The organism is Paenibacillus sp. Leaf72 (genome assembly GCF_001422685.1).
GTDB lineage: Bacteria > Bacillota > Bacilli > Paenibacillales > Paenibacillaceae > Pristimantibacillus.
Map to the genome: position 1 here is coordinate 356,077 of NZ_LMLV01000030.1, position 15,466 is coordinate 371,542.

The following is a 15,466-nucleotide window of genomic DNA, read 5'->3' on the forward strand; positions in this document are numbered from 1 at the left end:
AATATTCATCACCGTCACTGTTCCACCCGCTGGGCGGCTTCATAGCTCGCATCAAGAGGGTGGACTTTGACGTTCATGGGAGAGATCACTGTATGTACACACGTAAAGATACGGTGCCTGTCAAAGTCGGCAACTTGACGATTGGCGGCAGCGACGAAGTCATCATTCAAAGTATGTGCACGACCAAAACGGCAGACGTAGAGGCAACTGTTGCGGAAATACTTCGGCTCGAGGAAGCGGGCTGTCAGGTCGTTCGCGTGACCGTCAACAATAAGGAAGCGGCGGAAGCGATTAAGGAAATAAAGAAGCGGATTCATATTCCTCTTGTTGCCGATATCCATTTTGATTATAGGCTCGCGCTTGCTGCAATTGAAAACGGCATTGACAAGGTTAGAATCAATCCCGGCAATATCGGCCGCCGCGAGCGTGTTGAAGCGGTCGTGAAAGCTTGCAAGGAAAAAGGCATTCCGATTCGCATCGGTGTAAATGCGGGCTCCCTAGAAAATCATTTGCTGGAGAAATACGGCTATCCGACGCCTGAAGCAATGGTGGAGAGCGCTTTGTTCCACATTGGTATTTTGGAGGAGCTGGATTTCCACGATATTATTGTGTCGCTCAAAGCTTCTGACGTACCGATGGCTATTGCTGCTTACAAGATGGCCGCGGAGAAGATTCGTTACCCGCTTCACCTTGGCATTACGGAAGCAGGCACGCTGCATACGGGCACGATCAAAAGTGCTGCCGGTATTGGCGCGCTGCTGACGCTTGGCATCGGCAATACGCTGCGTATTAGTCTAAGTGCTGACCCAGTGGAAGAAGTAAAGGTAGCTCGCGAGCTGCTGAAAACATTTGGACTTATTACGAATGCGGCAACGCTCGTCTCCTGTCCAACTTGCGGACGGCTTGATATTGACTTGTTCACGATCGCCAATGAGGTCGAGGAATATATTTCGAAAATCAAGGTGCCGATCAAGGTGTCGGTGCTTGGCTGTGCCGTCAATGGTCCTGGTGAAGCACGTGAAGCAGATATCGGGATTGCAGGAGCTAGAGGCGAAGGGATGCTGTTCCGTTACGGAGAGCTGGTTCGCAAAGTTCCGGAAGCTGAGCTGCTTAACGAGCTGAAGAAGGAAATTGATATTATCGTTCACGCTTTTGAAGAAACAGGAGAAATTCCTGGCCGCAAGCATCATACGCCTGCCTTATAAACATGGCCGTGCTGTTGTTCATGTGAACGACGGCACGGTTTTTTTGAAAATATAGGAAAGTATAGCATTGCGCGATACCTTCTCTATATCTCGGAATGAATCTCGCCGTGCCGCCAAAGGACGGCGATAGCCGTTTCACCTTGAATCCGCTTCTATATCTGAGCAAAACGGGCGTTGCCGCCAACGGAAGGCAACGCCGTTTACGCTTATATAGATGGTTATTTTTCTCCTGATGAGGCAATACTACCAGTTATGAACTTTATTGCCGGAGTGTGCCTTTGAGAGGAGCGGGTAACGAATGAATTTAAGTATTATTTTGATGTTGATTCAAGTGTTTTTTGCAGTGGTTATCGGTTTGTATTTCTGGAATTTGCTGCGCAATCAAAAAACGAATCGGTCTGCGGTTGACCGTGAGTCCCGCAAGGAAATGGATAAGCTGCGCAAGCTGCGTTCCATCTCGCTGACGAAGCCGCTTGCCGAGAAGACAAGGCCGCAAGCGATGCAGGATATCGTTGGCCAACTGGATGGCCTGCGCGCGCTCAAAGCCGCGCTGTGCAGCGCAAATCCGCAGCATGTCATTATTTATGGACCGCCGGGCGTCGGGAAAACAGCGGCTGCTCGCGTTGTGCTGGAGGAAGCGAAGAAAAATGCATCCTCGCCGTTTTTGCCTGAAGCGAAGTTTACGGAAATCGATGCAACTACTGCGAGATTTGATGAGCGGGGCATTGCGGATCCTTTGATTGGTTCCGTTCACGATCCGATTTATCAAGGCGCAGGGGCGATGGGCGTTGCAGGTATCCCGCAGCCGAAGGCTGGCGCTGTAACGAAGGCGCATGGCGGTATTTTGTTCATTGACGAAATCGGGGAATTGCATCCCGTCCAAATGAATAAGCTGTTAAAAGTGCTCGAGGATCGCAAAGTGTATTTGGAGAGCGCCTATTATAATTCCGAGGACGTTAACATTCCTTCGTATATCCATGATATTTTTCAAAATGGCCTGCCTGCCGATTTCCGTCTTGTCGGTGCAACGACACGTTCGCCGCAGGAGCTGCCGCCCGCGATTCGCTCGCGCTGCATGGAAATTTTCTTTCGTCCGCTGCTTGCTGGTGAAATTTCCTCCATTGCCGAAAATGCGATTCGGAAAATTGGATTTTCCCCATGCCCTGAAGCAGTAGAGGTCGTGCAGCGCTATGCGACAAATGGCCGTGAAGCGGTAAACGTCATTCAGCTGGCCGCAGGCGTTGCTTTGTCCGAGAAACGAGATCGCATTACAGCAGCCGATGTAGAATGGGTTGTGAACAGCAGCCAAATTCCGCCGCGTCCAGAGCGCAAGGTGCCGGAGGCGCCGCAAGTGGGCGTTGTCAACGGTCTTGCCGTCTATGGCCCGAATATGGGCATGCTGCTCGAAGTGGAGGTCAGTGCTATTCCAGCTGCCAGCGGCAAAGGGCAATATACGATTACTGGAGTGGTCGAGGAGGAAGAGCTTGGCGGAGGCTCGCGTACGCTGCGCCGCAAAAGCATGGCGAAAGGCTCTGTCGAAAACGTTCTGACGATGCTGCGCCGGTATGGTCTCAATCCGCAGGATTATGACTTGCATATCAACTTCCCTGGCGGAACGCCGATTGATGGCCCGTCTGCTGGGGTTGCAATGGCAACGGCAATTGCTTCAGCGATCAAAAACGAGACCATCGACAACAAGCTGGCGATGACCGGGGAAGTTGGCATCCATGGCGACGTCAAGCCTGTAGGCGGCGTGCTGGCGAAGGTTGAGGCTGCTTTTCAGGCAGGGGCAGATACGGTCATTATTCCGCGTGAAAACTGGCAGGCCATTTTTGCTGATCTGAAAGGTTTGAAGGTCATTCCTGTGGAACGTGTAGATGAAGTATTTAATCTGGTGTTCCCTCTAGGAAATACGATCGTAAACGAAGTGGAAAACCACGTTCCAAACGAACGGTATATGGGGGCGGCTGTTCCCTATTTGCAGGCTGATTCCGCAGAATGATAAAATAAGGGAGACTTGAACTTTTGGAGGTGCTGGTGTGGGACCCGGAAAAACGAAAAACCGTCGGCTGCCCTTGCTTCCGCTCAGGGGGCTACTGGTATATCCCAGCATGGTGCTACACCTTGATGTGGGTAGGGATAAATCGGTTCGCGCGCTAGAGCGCGCGATGGTTGACGATCATATGATATTGCTTTGCTCGCAATCGGAAGTGAACATAGAGGAGCCGACCGAGGAAGATATTTACAGAGTCGGTACGATTGCGAAGGTACGGCAGATGCTTAAGCTGCCTAACGGAACGATCCGCGTGCTGGTGGAAGGCGTCCTGCGCGCGGAAATTATGGATTATTTGCCGACAGAAGAATTTTATGAGGTTATGGTTAAGGAATTCCCGGAAGAGGAAACAACCGACCCTGAGGTTGATGCGCTCATGCGCTCGGTGCTCAGCCAATTCGAGCATTATACTTCCTTGTCCAAAAAAATTACGCCAGAGACGCATGCTGCGGTCTCGGATATCGATGATCCAGGGCGTCTGGCCGATGTCATTACGAGCCATCTGTCGCTCAAGATTAAAGACAAGCAGGATATTTTGGAGACGATCGATGTCCGTCAGCGGCTTGAGCGTCTGCTCGATATTTTGAACAATGAGCGGGAAGTGCTGGAGCTGGAGCGCAAAATCAGCCAGCGCGTCAAGAAGCAGATGGAGAAAACGCAGAAGGAATATTATTTGCGTGAGCAGATGAAAGCGATCCAGAAGGAGCTTGGCGAGAAGGAAGGACGCGCCGGCGAGGTTGAGGAGCTGCGCAGCCAGCTGGAGCAGGCAGGCGTTCCTGACCAAGTGAAAGAAAAGATTGAGAAAGAAATTGACCGTCTGGAAAAAATGCCGACCACCTCGGCTGAAGGCGGCGTTATACGCAATTATATCGATTGGCTTTTATCGTTGCCATGGAACAAGGAGACTGAAGATGATCTCAGTCTATCCAAGGCGGAAGACATTCTCAATCAGGATCATTACGGGCTTGAAAAGCCGAAGGAGCGGGTACTGGAATACCTTGCGGTCCAGCAGCTTGTGAAAAAGCTTAAAGGACCGATTCTGTGTCTAGTCGGCCCTCCAGGCGTTGGTAAAACGTCGCTCGCTCGGTCCATTGCGAAGTCGCTCGGGCGCAAATTCGTTCGCATATCGCTTGGCGGGGTGCGGGACGAGGCAGAAATTCGCGGGCATCGCCGTACATACGTGGGTGCTATGCCAGGGCGCATTATTCAAGGCATGAAGACGGCCGGTTCAAGCAACCCGGTATTTCTGCTCGATGAAATCGACAAGATGGCAATGGATTTCCGCGGTGATCCGGCCTCTGCATTGCTTGAGGTGCTGGATCCGGAGCAAAATAATACGTTTAGCGATCATTTTGTTGAGGTTCCATTCGACTTGTCGAGCGTCATGTTCGTAACGACGGCGAATGCCATGCATAACATTCCGCGTCCCCTTCTGGACCGGATGGAAGTGCTATACATTCCCGGATATACCGAGCTTGAGAAGCTGAAAATCGCTGAGCGTTATTTGCTGCCGAAGCAGAAGCGGGAGCATGGCCTTACTGATGAGCAGCTGCATGTGAGCGAGGAAACGTTGCTTCAGCTTATTCGCGATTACACGCGCGAATCCGGCGTGCGGAATTTGGAGCAGCAAATGGCTGCGATTTGCCGCAAGGCAGCGAAGCAAATTGTCGCATCGGGCACGGTTCCGATCAAGGCAGAGGAAGCTGCTGAGCAAGATGAGCCTGCTCTGAATGTGCTGGAAGCGGCATTTGGCGAGGGCGGAGAAGCTGCATCCCTATCTGGACGTCTAGAGAAGCAGCAAGAGGCTGCCTTGCAGTCTGAGCCGCAATCAGAGACAGAGCAGCCTGCTGAGGTGAAGCCGCTCAACGTTGATCTGGAGCTGCTTAAGGAGTGGCTTGGACCTGCGAAGTTCCGCTACGGCATGGCTGAGGCTGAAAATCAGATCGGTGCCGTTACAGGCCTGGCCTGGACGGAGGTTGGCGGCGATACGCTCGTTATTGAGGTGACCGTTATGCCGGGCAGCGGAAAGCTGACACTCACGGGGCAGCTCGGAGATGTCATGAAGGAATCGGCGCAGGCTGCGTTCAGCTATACGCGTTCGAAGGCGCTGGAGCTTGGCATTGACCCGCAGTTCCATGAGAAAAACGATATTCATATTCATATTCCGGAAGGTGCGATTCCGAAGGATGGACCGTCTGCAGGCATCACGATAGCCACTGCGCTCATATCGGCTTTGACTGGACGTTATGTGTCCAAAGAGGTCGCGATGACAGGGGAAATCACGCTTCGCGGACGCGTACTGCCAATCGGCGGACTCAAGGAGAAATCGCTTGCCGCCCACCGCGCAGGCATTAAGAAAATATTGCTGCCGAAGGATAATGAACGCGATCTGCGCGACATTCCAGACAGTGTGCGGAGCGAGATAACGTTTGTCCCGGTTGGGCATATTGATGAAGTCCTCCTGCATGCGCTGCTTCCGGCCAACACAGAAGAGAAAGCAGGAACACCTATATTATGAAGATTACACAAGCAGATTTTATTATAAGCGCGGTTCAGCCGCACCAATACCCGGAGGATGCCTTGCCAGAGATTGCTCTGGCAGGGCGTTCGAATGTCGGGAAGTCCTCATTAATTAATAAAATGATTATGCGTAAAAACTTGGCAAGAACAAGCTCGCAGCCTGGTAAAACCCAGCAGCTTAACTATTACCGCGTCAATGACAGCATCTATTTTGTCGATTTTCCCGGTTATGGCTATGCCAAAGTTTCCAAAACCCAGCGCGAAGCTTTTGGTCAAATGATTGAAAGATACATTCGCGATCGCAAGGAGCTTAAGCTGCAACTGCTTATCATCGATATTCGCCATGAGCCGTCGAAGGATGACCAGCTTATGTACAATTGGCTCAAGCATTACAATATTCCGACCTGCATTGTTGCAACGAAAGCGGACAAAATTCCTAAAGGCAAATGGGACAAGCATATTAAAATGATCAAGACGACGCTGCAAGCAGACCCTCGTGATAAAGTGGTGCTCTATTCCTCGGAGACCGGCCAAGGCCGCGATGAATTATGGAGCGTTATTACGGAGACGATATCCACATAAGGGAGCAAGTGCGGCAACTTTTCACATAAGAAAGAGAATACAGGAAGATATGTGGGTCTCCTCGCATAATTTTCCCGTTTTTTCTGAAATATGCGAGAATTTCGGCACTGAGCGGCAGGAATAAATGGATGCAATCACGTATAATATAGGTAAGCAAGCGTGAAAGGGCGAATGGTCATTGGACGACGGATTCGTTTCAAATTTACGCAAAGCGGGTATAGAAGAATAGAATTGATTGTAGCATCCAATTGCAAGTTTAAAGAATTGAGGAGATTTTTATGGCTCAGCGGCTAGCCACAGAGTATGTAAATGCCAAACTGCAGTTAACGAATGAAGAGATGACCCAATTTGTCCGTTTTTTTGATGATCAGCAGCTTCACCTACAAGTGATGGTGCTCGATAACGGCAATCAGGAGCTGGTTCTCGAAGACGTAGCAGGGAGGGAAGAGATCAGACTGATCTTTGAGCGTCAACAAGACCGTTACGTTTGTGTGCTCACCTGCCGCCTTGTTCACCAGAAGCTAACCAATGCTATGCGCAAAGCTGTTTCAGCTTTCCATGGGGACGCCGTTGTTAATCGCATTTACAGCCATTATACAATGACCTACCACTATATACAGGGAGCCGTTCGTAAAATCGTTGAAACAACGAAGAGCGGCGCACGTGTTGTGTTCGAATACAAGGATACGATCGGGCAACTGGAGCGGGTATTCCGCAGCCGTTTGATTGAACGCGAGATTTCGATGGTGAATAATGCCATTAACGAGCTGCTTGATCTTCGGAATCAGACGAAAAATCAGACGGAAATCGCCGCAATTGATGAGCGTTTGGCCTCGCATACGCAGAAGCTGTTTGTGCTTGAGGCGTAATGATGCCATGGCTTGCAGACAGTAAACATAAGCTTATAGGAATCGCTGCTGCGGTTTCTTTTTTTTATTTTCAGGAAGGGCTGCTTGAGGCAGAACTATGAAGTGGTAATTTTTGGTTTTGATTGCATACTGCAACATTTAGCGGATAGAAGCAGTCCATAATAACGAAGGACAATCTTTTACGAGTAAAAGAAGCAGGAGCTTCACGTGAATCTGGAGGTATACAGCATGATAAAAACAACGGCATTCAAATCGTTTGCCTGTATGGCGGCAGTCGCTTCTATGCTGCTGCTGGCTGCTTGCAGCGGAGCGGGGAATACTGCACCGACTGCTACCTCTGCCGTTCAAAGCAGCACGCCTGATGGCCAGCAACAGGCTGGACAAACATCAGATAGCCAGGAAACATCCGCTAACGGTCAGGAAACAGCGCCGGCAAGCTCGTCTGATGCTGGACAAGCAGGTCAGACGGCACATGCAGGGCAAGCGAGCGAAACACCCAGCATAGGCCAGCTTGTTGATTTGGCGAAGGAAGGTAAAATTCCCGAGGTGAAATACGCAGCGCATATTGCGCTGTTCGACGAGATTGAGCAGGATTGGGGTAAGGCTGACAGCACGGAGGCTGCGGGAAAAGGGATTTACGCAGCCTATACAAAACGGGGCGTTACGATCGGCTTCAACAAAGGCATGAAGGTGTTCGATATGCGTTCCTACGCGGCCAATTTGCAGCAGTTGTCTTACGTTGATATTGAGAAGTCACTGGGCAAAGCCGATGAAACAGCGACGAATGGCGACGATCAGATTTATGTGTACAAGGTGAATGATCAATACCAGCTCAAATTCATTATCCCGAAAGCAACCGGAAAGGTCGACCATATTTCCGTATTCAGTCCGCAGGATGCAAAAAATAATATGGCCGGCTGAAAAAAAAGGTTGCAATTCTGACGGATAGATGTTATTTTTAATCTCGTTGAAAACATCGTTTAACACAATAATAGGAACCAGGATTCACTCAGGACATGGTTATGTTGCGAGAGATTATTCCCTCGGGAAGTGAATGACGTAGGTCCTAGCGGATGAAATTTTTAAACATTTTATTCCTAGGAAGGGGGAACCGGAAGATGGAATACTCAACTTTCGGAAGACACGTTGCTGTTGATACTTGGGGAGTAGATTTCGATCTACTGAACAACGCTGAATTTTTGCAAGCCCAAATGGTGGAGGCTGCTGAAAGCTGTGGCGCTACTGTAATGTCGGTGCAATCCAAACAATTTGAGCCTCAAGGAGCAACCGTACTCGTGTTGCTGTCAGAGAGTCACCTCTCTATTCACACGTATCCTGAGAGAGGATTCGCCGCGCTTGATTGTTATACTTGCGGTGAAACCGTGGATCCACAGGTGGCTATCGATTATATGATTGCTGTGCTGAAGCCAACAACAACTCATGCAAAGAAGCTGATACGCGGTATGGGCGAATTGCAAGTTGAAGAACCGAAAATGAAACAAATCGAGCTCGTTTAAAGCTCTCACATGTATGATACAGAAATAACCATGGAAGCTTCCATGGTTATTTCTTTGTATGATTAGGGAATAATGGATTTGTGGTTCAAACTTTATTCATAAATGAAGGAAGTATGAATGTCGAACTGTGCTATAATGGCGTAGAAAGAATGAGACGTGGCAATTTGATAAGGGAGGCAGGTGACACATATGCACATTATTACAGTAGGTCTTAACTACCGTACAGCTCCAGTAGAAGTGAGAGAACGTTTTGCGTTTTCGGAAAAAGAGCTGCCAGAAGCTGTCAAACAGCTTATGAATACAGACAGCATTATGGAATGTGTCATTGTAGCGACCTGCAATCGGACAGAATTGTATGCGGTGGTGGACAGGCATCATTTGTGCGGGCATTATATCCGCAGCTTTATGGAGCAGTGGTTCAACCTGCCAAGGAAAGAATTTACGAATCATTTATATATGTACGAGGATGAGAAGGCGATTGAGCATCTATTCCGCGTTGCAAGCGGTTTGGATTCCATGATTATCGGCGAGACGCAAATTCTCGGACAAGTGAAGGATGCTTTCGCACTAGCCCAGCAGCAAAGAACGACGGGAACGCTTTTCAATACGCTGTTTAAGCAGGCGATTACGATGGCGAAGCGTGCGCATTCGGAGACGACGATTGGCGAATCTGCCGTATCGGTCAGCTATGCTGCCGTTGAACTTGGCAAGCGTATATTCGGCCAATTTTCCAAAAAGACGGTCATGCTGATTGGGGCTGGCGAGACCGGCGAGCTGACAGCGAAGCATCTGTATGCGAATGGGGCTGACCGGGTTATCGTCGTGAACCGGACGTATGAACGTGCCGTTCAATTAGCGGACAAGTTTAACGGAATAGCTTGCTCGATGGACGAAGCGGCGAATAGGCTGCATGAAGCTGATATTGTCATTAGCTCGACGGGAGCTGACAACTTCGTGCTTACGCGTCAGGTTGTCGCAAGCGCCATGCAGCGCCGGAGATCAAAGCCGCTGTTCATGATTGATATCGCGGTTCCTAGGGATCTTGATCCAACGATTGCTGCGGTGGACAACGTCTTTTTGTATGACATCGACGACTTGGAGGGCATTGTGGAAAGTAACTTGGAACAGCGCCGCAAGGAAGCCGCCAAAATCGAAACGATGATCGCTCAGGAAATGGATCTGTTTGAGCAATGGTACAAAACGCTGGGAGTCGTGCCGCTTATTCGGGCGCTTCAGACGAAAGCGGCAGAGATTCATGAGGAGACGTTCAACAGCTTGACGAACAAGCTCCCGGATCTGGACGAGCATGAGCTTAAAGTAATCAGAAAGCTGACGAAGAGCATTGTCAATCAAATGATGCAGGACCCTATTTTGCGGATTAAGGAAATGGCCGGAGAAAGACGTGCTGAAGAAGCGATGGACATGTTTGTAAAGCTTTTTGCACTGGAAGAGCAATTGGACAAGTCGCAGCAAGCTGAGCTTAAAGCGGAAGCTGCCGAGGCGGCTGCAGCAAAAATGAAAAATGTGCAATCACCTGCAGCTACGGCAGCATTGGCTTCTGCCCTTCGGTAGAAGCACGCTCTTGACAGACGCATAGGGCGGCGATGTGGAGGCATTTATGGCAACGCTAAACTGGTTGTATGACGCGATACTTTATGTATACGCCCTGAGCCTTCTGTTTTATTTCTCCGATTTTATGGACGCAAGCCGGAGAGCGAAACGGATGGGTACAGGGCTACTTATTTTTGTATGGATATTACAGACGTTGTTTCTCATTTCGCGAATTGTGTCGCATTTTGAAGTGGCGACGATATCAACCTTTGAATATTGGCTGGGTTTTTGCTGGCTCTTGGTCTCTATATCGCTTGTAATCAGCCGTTTTTTCAAAATAGAGTTTATTGTATTTCTCGTAAACGTCATTGGATTTTCCGTGCTGGCGCTTAATCTTTACAGCAAGCCGGGCAATGAGGCGATGTTCGCGATTTCCACAACAGCAAGAGAGCTGCTGATTGTGCATATTAGCCTCGTGCTTGTTTCCTATGTGTCGCTGACGATAGGCGTTCTTTTCGCCGGGATGTACATTTTCCTGCATCGGGAGCTGAAGGAGAAACGCTGGTCCAAATATGTAAGAAGGCTCCCCAGCCTTGATAAAATTGAGCGATATTCTGATCGCGCTGTCATTATCGGCGTTCCGCTGCTTGCTTTGTCGCTGTCGCTTGCAGTGACGCTGCTGCTCATTGAGGGGCGTTCGATGCTGCTGCTGGATTGGAAAGTTATTACTTCTTTCCTCGCTCTAATTGTATATATTATTTTTGTTGTAAATCGGTCGTTGCTTAATCGCACGAGCACACAGCTTGCAAAGCTGCATATTGTGGCGTTCAGCTTTCTAGTTCTCAATTTGCTGGCAAGCTACGTATCTAATTTTCATTAGAAGTTAGGTGAGGTTTATGAACGGCTACTATCCGGTCATGCTAAAGCTTCAGGGGTGCCGCTGCATCGTGGTCGGCGGCGGCCCGATTGCCGAGCGCAAGGTGCTAGGACTGCTTGAAGCGGGAGCCGATCAGGTGACGGTCATTGCGCTTGATTTCACTCCTCAGCTGGAGGAGCTTGCACGTGGCGGCCACATCGAGACAAAAGCAAGAGCTTATGCGAGCGGGGACGCGAAGGCGGCGCGGCTGCTGTTTGCCGCTACTGATCAGGCGGAGCTGAATTGCCAAATAGCGCTGGATGGCGAGCAGGCGGGCATTTGGGTTAATCGGGCAGATGAGGCCTCGGCTGGAACTTTTATTAATCCGTCGGTTGTGCGGCGCGGCGAGCTGGTCGTTGCCGTGTCGGCATCCGGGGCTAGCCCGGCATTGTCCTCACGTATTCGGGAGGAGCTGGCGCGGCAGTATGGTCCGGAATATATCGGCAGCACAGCTAGGCTGAAAGAGCTTCGTGAACGGGTGAAGCTCACCATTGGCGACCGCAGGCTGCGCAGCGAAGTACTGAAGCTTGCGGCGTGCGAAGCTCCAAGACAAAGCGAGGAAGACGGCGATATAGACGTATGGATTGAGCGGCTCATCGCAGCAACTGACAGGAGGAATACATAAATGGCAGCAAACAATAAGGATAAGCGTACCATTATTGTCGGAACCCGCCAAAGCGCACTCGCGCTTACGCAAACGGGACAAGTGATTGACGAGCTGAAACGAATCAGCGAGCAGCATGGCTTTGACTATTCGTTTGAAATTCGAAAAATCGTCACAAAAGGCGATCAAATTCTTGATGTGACCTTATCGAAGGTTGGCGGTAAAGGATTATTCGTCAAGGAAATCGAGCAAGCGCTGCTGGATGGCGAAATCGATATGGCGGTTCACAGCATGAAGGATATGCCGTACGAGCTGCCTGAGGGATTAATGAATGGTGCGATTCCGAAACGCGTGGATCCGCGGGATTGCCTCATTATGAAGCAGGGCGAAAGTCTCGCTGATTTGCCGCAAGGCGCAAAGGTTGGGACGAGCAGTCTGCGCCGTTCCTCTCAGCTCAAAAACTTGCGCCCTGACCTAGTCGTGGAATCCATTAGAGGCAACATTGATTCCCGGATTCGCAAGCTGGAAACGGAAGGCTTCGATGCGATCGTTCTAGCTGCAGCCGGGCTTAGCAGAATGGGCTGGGGAAACCGCATATCTGCCTTTTTGCCGGAAAAGGTGTCTGTGCCAGCTGTTGGGCAAGGCGCGCTTGGCATTGAATGCCGGGGGAATGACGGGCAGATTCGTGAGCTGCTTGATTTATTTAATGACAGCGAAACCGCTTATGCGGTTCGGGCCGAGCGGAGCTTTCTCGGCGCGCTCAATGGCGGCTGCCAAATTCCGATTGGCGCCCATGCGGTTGTGCATAAAGGGGCAGACGGCACGCTGGAAGGCGCTGAGCTGGAGCTGACGGGAATTGTAGGATCGGCGGATGGAGCAGTGCTGCTGAAGGAAATCAAGACAGGCAGCGATCCAGAGGTGCTGGGCAAGGAAGTGGCCGCAGCGCTCATAGCAAGAGGAGCGGACCGCATTTTAGCGGAAATCGGGGGATCGTAGTGATGGGGAAAGGTATCGTTTATTTGGTTGGGGCGGGTCCGGGTGACGCCAAGCTGATTACGCTGCGCGGCTTGGAATATTTGAAGAAAAGCGATGTTGTCGTCTATGACCGCTTGGCAAGCCCAAGGCTGCTTGCGCATATGAAGCCGGGTGCCGAGAAAGTATACGTAGGCAAGCTTCCCGATCGCCACACGATGAAGCAGGAGGAAATTAACCAGCTGCTTGTGGACCTTGCTTTGCAAGGCAAGGTGGTGACGCGGCTTAAGGGCGGCGATCCGACGATTTTTGGCCGCGTAGGCGAGGAAGCGGGACTGCTTAAGGAAAACGGCATAGGTTTTGAAATCGTGCCGGGCATTACTTCGGCGATCGCTGTGCCTGCTTATGCTGGCATTCCGGTTACGCATCGTGATTTTGCATCCTCCCTTTCGATCATAACGGGACACGAAAGCCCCGATAAGCTGGATCGCTCGATTTATTGGGACAAAGTAACGAATGCGACAGGAACGCTTATTTTTCTGATGGGCGTAGCCAAGATTGGTTATATTGCCGATCAGCTCATGAAGCATGGCAAGCCTGACACAACGCCAGTTGCACTGGTGCGCTGGGGAACGAGGGTCGAGCAGCAGACGGTTGTCGGCACGCTTGCTACGATCGAGCAAATTGTGCGCGAGGCGAATTTTCAGCCGCCGGCTGTCATTGTCGTTGGCGATGTCGTGCTGCAGCGCGAGCAATTGCAGTGGTACGAAAGCAAGCCGCTGTTCGGTACGCGCGTACTGGTGACGAGAGCGAGAGCACAGGCAAGCGAGCTGGCTGACCTGGTAGATGAGCTGGGCGGTGAGCCATGCGAATACCCTGTCATTGATATCCGCGAGCCTGAGGAGGCCGCAGCGGTCGCTACGCTGCGCGCTGCGCTTTCGGAAGCGGAGCAATATAGCTGGCTGATGTTCACGAGCGTAAACGGCGTGGACTATTTCTATCGTTGGCTGCGGCGTTTCGGAATCGATATTCGGCGCTTCCATAAGGCTAGAATCGCGGCCGTTGGCCCGAGAACAGCCGAAGCGCTGGAAAATCGCGGGCTGACTGCCGAGCTGCTGCCGGCCAAGTTTCAGGCAGAAGGGCTGCTGGAGCAGCTTGCAGGAGAGCTGCAAGCTGGCGAGCGGGTACTGCTGCCGCGCGGTGATTTGGCACGCGAGGTGCTGCCGCGCGAATTGGCGGCCAAGGGGCTGCTGCCAACGGAAATCGACGTGTACGAGACGGTACTTGCCGATACGCAGGATGATCAGGTGCTGGAATGGATCGACGAGAAGCAGATTCATATGATTACGTTCACCAGTTCCTCGACCGTAACGAATCTGCTGGAGAAGCTGCGCCGCAGCGGCATTAGCGATCCTGTACAGGCGATATTGGACATTCCGGCGATCAGCATAGGGCCGCTGACGTCAGCTACGATGAAGGAAGCAGGCTTGCGTGTAGCCGCAGAGGCCGAGCAGGCGACGATACCATCGCTTATCGATGCGATGATTAAGTTCCGCAGCGCGGAACGGGGATAAGGCATTATTATTTTAATATAAGCATTTATAAGTTGAGGCAAGGGCACAAGCTGTAATTGGCGCGACACAAGCTTCACAAAACAGTTGGAGGAGGAATGGAAGATGGCATTTCCTGTCGTAAGACATCGGAGATTGCGGCAATCCGCCGCTCTTCGCAGTATGGTGAGGGAAACGGCGCTTTCTGCTAATGATTTTATTTATCCGATTTTTGTGACGGTGGGCACGAACGTGAAGGAAGAAATCACATCGATGCCGGGCGTTTATCATTTTTCATTAGACCGCTTGGAAGAGGAGATCAGGGAAGTTGTTGCTCTAGGCATTCCATCCGTCATGCTGTTTGGCGTTCCTGCTGCGAAGGATAGCGAAGGCACTTCCGCATTTGCTCCTGACGGTATTGTGCAAGAGGCTATTCGTGCTGTAAAGGGCTGGGCGCCTGAGCTGCTCGTTGTAGCAGATACTTGCCTATGCCAATTTACTGATCATGGTCATTGCGGCCTTATCCATGTGCATGAGCGTACAGGCAATGCAGAGGTCGATAACGATGCTTCGCTGGTACAGCTCGTTCGCACAGCGGTTTCACAAGCTGAGGCAGGCGCGGATATGATCGCTCCGTCCAACATGATGGACGGCTTCGTTGGCGCTATTCGCGAAGGTTTGGATGAAGCGGGCTTTACTCATATTCCGATTTTGTCCTACTCGGTCAAATATGCTTCAGCTTTTTATGGCCCGTTCCGCGAAGCGGCACATTCAACACCGCAATTCGGCGACCGCAAGACGTATCAGATGGACCCTGCCAATGCGCGCGAAGCGCTGCGGGAAGCGGAGTCCGACGTCGTTGAAGGAGCGGATATGCTGATGGTTAAGCCAGCGCTTGCGTATATGGACGTTATTCGCCTGCTGAAGGAGCATTTTGATCTGCCAGTGGCGGCGTACAATGTGAGCGGCGAATATGCAATGGTAAAAGCGGCAGCGGCAAATGGCTGGATTGACGAGCGCGCTGTCGTATTGGAGACGCTGACCGGAATGAAGCGCGCGGGCGCGGACATTTTGATTACGTACCATGCGAAGGATGCTGCACGTTGGTTGAAAGGGGCTGAATAGTT

The 15,466-nt window shown here is 51.1% G+C and carries 13 protein-coding genes; all 13 read left to right on the forward strand.

The window, feature by feature from the left end:
* Window positions 1–92: 92 nt before the first annotated feature.
* The 13 genes from ispG to hemB all read left to right on the forward strand — a co-directional run bounded on the left by ispG (window position 93) and on the right by hemB (window position 15,464).
* Window positions 93–1,205 (forward strand): flavodoxin-dependent (E)-4-hydroxy-3-methylbut-2-enyl-diphosphate synthase, encoded by a 1,113-nt coding sequence (gene ispG / locus ASF12_RS22815; protein WP_056039869.1) that lies wholly within the window; start codon window positions 93–95, stop codon window positions 1,203–1,205.
* 298 nt (window positions 1,206–1,503) lie between these two features.
* Window positions 1,504–3,207: an ATP-dependent protease LonB gene (gene lonB / locus ASF12_RS22820; RefSeq protein WP_056039871.1), complete on the forward strand. Its 1,704-nt coding sequence runs from the start codon at window positions 1,504–1,506 to the stop codon at window positions 3,205–3,207.
* 37 nt (window positions 3,208–3,244) lie between these two features.
* A complete protein-coding gene (gene lon / locus ASF12_RS22825) occupies window positions 3,245–5,776 on the forward strand; it encodes an endopeptidase La (RefSeq protein ID WP_056039873.1) in 2,532 nt (843 codons plus the stop codon).
* Window positions 5,773–6,360 carry a ribosome biogenesis GTP-binding protein YihA/YsxC gene (yihA, locus tag ASF12_RS22830; RefSeq protein ID WP_046229401.1) on the forward strand — a complete coding sequence of 196 codons (588 nt, stop codon included), beginning with the start codon at window positions 5,773–5,775 and terminating at the stop codon, window positions 6,358–6,360. Before lon ends, yihA begins: the two co-directional genes overlap by 4 nt.
* Before the next feature lie 278 nt (window positions 6,361–6,638).
* Window positions 6,639–7,229 (forward strand): hypothetical protein, encoded by a 591-nt coding sequence (locus ASF12_RS22835; RefSeq protein WP_056039874.1) that lies wholly within the window; start codon window positions 6,639–6,641, stop codon window positions 7,227–7,229.
* Between the two features lie 228 nt (window positions 7,230–7,457).
* The gene (locus ASF12_RS22840; protein ID WP_056039876.1) at window positions 7,458–8,150 is read left to right on the forward strand and encodes a YjgB family protein; all 693 of its coding nucleotides are present in this window, start codon (window positions 7,458–7,460) and stop codon (window positions 8,148–8,150) included.
* A gap of 197 nt (window positions 8,151–8,347) precedes the next feature.
* Window positions 8,348–8,746 (forward strand): adenosylmethionine decarboxylase, encoded by a 399-nt coding sequence (gene speD, locus ASF12_RS22845; protein WP_056039878.1) that lies wholly within the window; start codon window positions 8,348–8,350, stop codon window positions 8,744–8,746.
* Window positions 8,747–8,935: 189 nt separating this feature from the next.
* On the forward strand, window positions 8,936–10,318 hold the full coding sequence (gene hemA / locus ASF12_RS22850; RefSeq protein WP_056039880.1) for a glutamyl-tRNA reductase: 1,383 nt from the start codon (window positions 8,936–8,938) through the stop codon (window positions 10,316–10,318).
* Between the two features lie 46 nt (window positions 10,319–10,364).
* Window positions 10,365–11,177 (forward strand): cytochrome c biogenesis protein CcsA, encoded by an 813-nt coding sequence (gene ccsA, locus ASF12_RS22855; protein ID WP_056039882.1) that lies wholly within the window; start codon window positions 10,365–10,367, stop codon window positions 11,175–11,177.
* Window positions 11,178–11,193: 16 nt separating this feature from the next.
* Window positions 11,194–11,838 (forward strand): precorrin-2 dehydrogenase/sirohydrochlorin ferrochelatase family protein, encoded by a 645-nt coding sequence (locus tag ASF12_RS22860; protein ID WP_056039884.1) that lies wholly within the window; start codon window positions 11,194–11,196, stop codon window positions 11,836–11,838.
* Entirely contained in the window at window positions 11,839–12,813 is a 975-nt protein-coding gene (gene hemC / locus ASF12_RS22865) for a hydroxymethylbilane synthase (RefSeq protein ID WP_056039885.1), read from the forward strand.
* 2 nt (window positions 12,814–12,815) lie between these two features.
* Window positions 12,816–14,363 carry a uroporphyrinogen-III C-methyltransferase gene (cobA, locus tag ASF12_RS22870; protein WP_200931659.1) on the forward strand — a complete coding sequence of 516 codons (1,548 nt, stop codon included), beginning with the start codon at window positions 12,816–12,818 and terminating at the stop codon, window positions 14,361–14,363.
* Window positions 14,364–14,465: 102 nt separating this feature from the next.
* On the forward strand, window positions 14,466–15,464 hold the full coding sequence (gene hemB / locus ASF12_RS22875; RefSeq protein ID WP_056039889.1) for a porphobilinogen synthase: 999 nt from the start codon (window positions 14,466–14,468) through the stop codon (window positions 15,462–15,464).
* Window positions 15,465–15,466 lie beyond the last annotated feature (2 nt).

Coding starts and splice junctions, on each gene's coding strand:
- ispG (WP_056039869.1), top strand. CDS start 93: ATGTACACACGTAAAGATACGGTGCCTGTCAAAGTCGGCAACTTGACG.
- lonB (WP_056039871.1), top strand. CDS start 1,504: ATGAATTTAAGTATTATTTTGATGTTGATTCAAGTGTTTTTTGCAGTG.
- yihA (WP_046229401.1), top strand. CDS start 5,773: ATGAAGATTACACAAGCAGATTTTATTATAAGCGCGGTTCAGCCGCAC.
- ASF12_RS22835 (WP_056039874.1), top strand. CDS start 6,639: ATGGCTCAGCGGCTAGCCACAGAGTATGTAAATGCCAAACTGCAGTTA.
- ASF12_RS22840 (WP_056039876.1), top strand. CDS start 7,458: ATGATAAAAACAACGGCATTCAAATCGTTTGCCTGTATGGCGGCAGTC.
- speD (WP_056039878.1), top strand. CDS start 8,348: ATGGAATACTCAACTTTCGGAAGACACGTTGCTGTTGATACTTGGGGA.
- hemA (WP_056039880.1), top strand. CDS start 8,936: ATGCACATTATTACAGTAGGTCTTAACTACCGTACAGCTCCAGTAGAA.
- ccsA (WP_056039882.1), top strand. CDS start 10,365: ATGGCAACGCTAAACTGGTTGTATGACGCGATACTTTATGTATACGCC.
- ASF12_RS22860 (WP_056039884.1), top strand. CDS start 11,194: ATGAACGGCTACTATCCGGTCATGCTAAAGCTTCAGGGGTGCCGCTGC.
- hemC (WP_056039885.1), top strand. CDS start 11,839: ATGGCAGCAAACAATAAGGATAAGCGTACCATTATTGTCGGAACCCGC.
- cobA (WP_200931659.1), top strand. CDS start 12,816: ATGGGGAAAGGTATCGTTTATTTGGTTGGGGCGGGTCCGGGTGACGCC.
- hemB (WP_056039889.1), top strand. CDS start 14,466: ATGGCATTTCCTGTCGTAAGACATCGGAGATTGCGGCAATCCGCCGCT.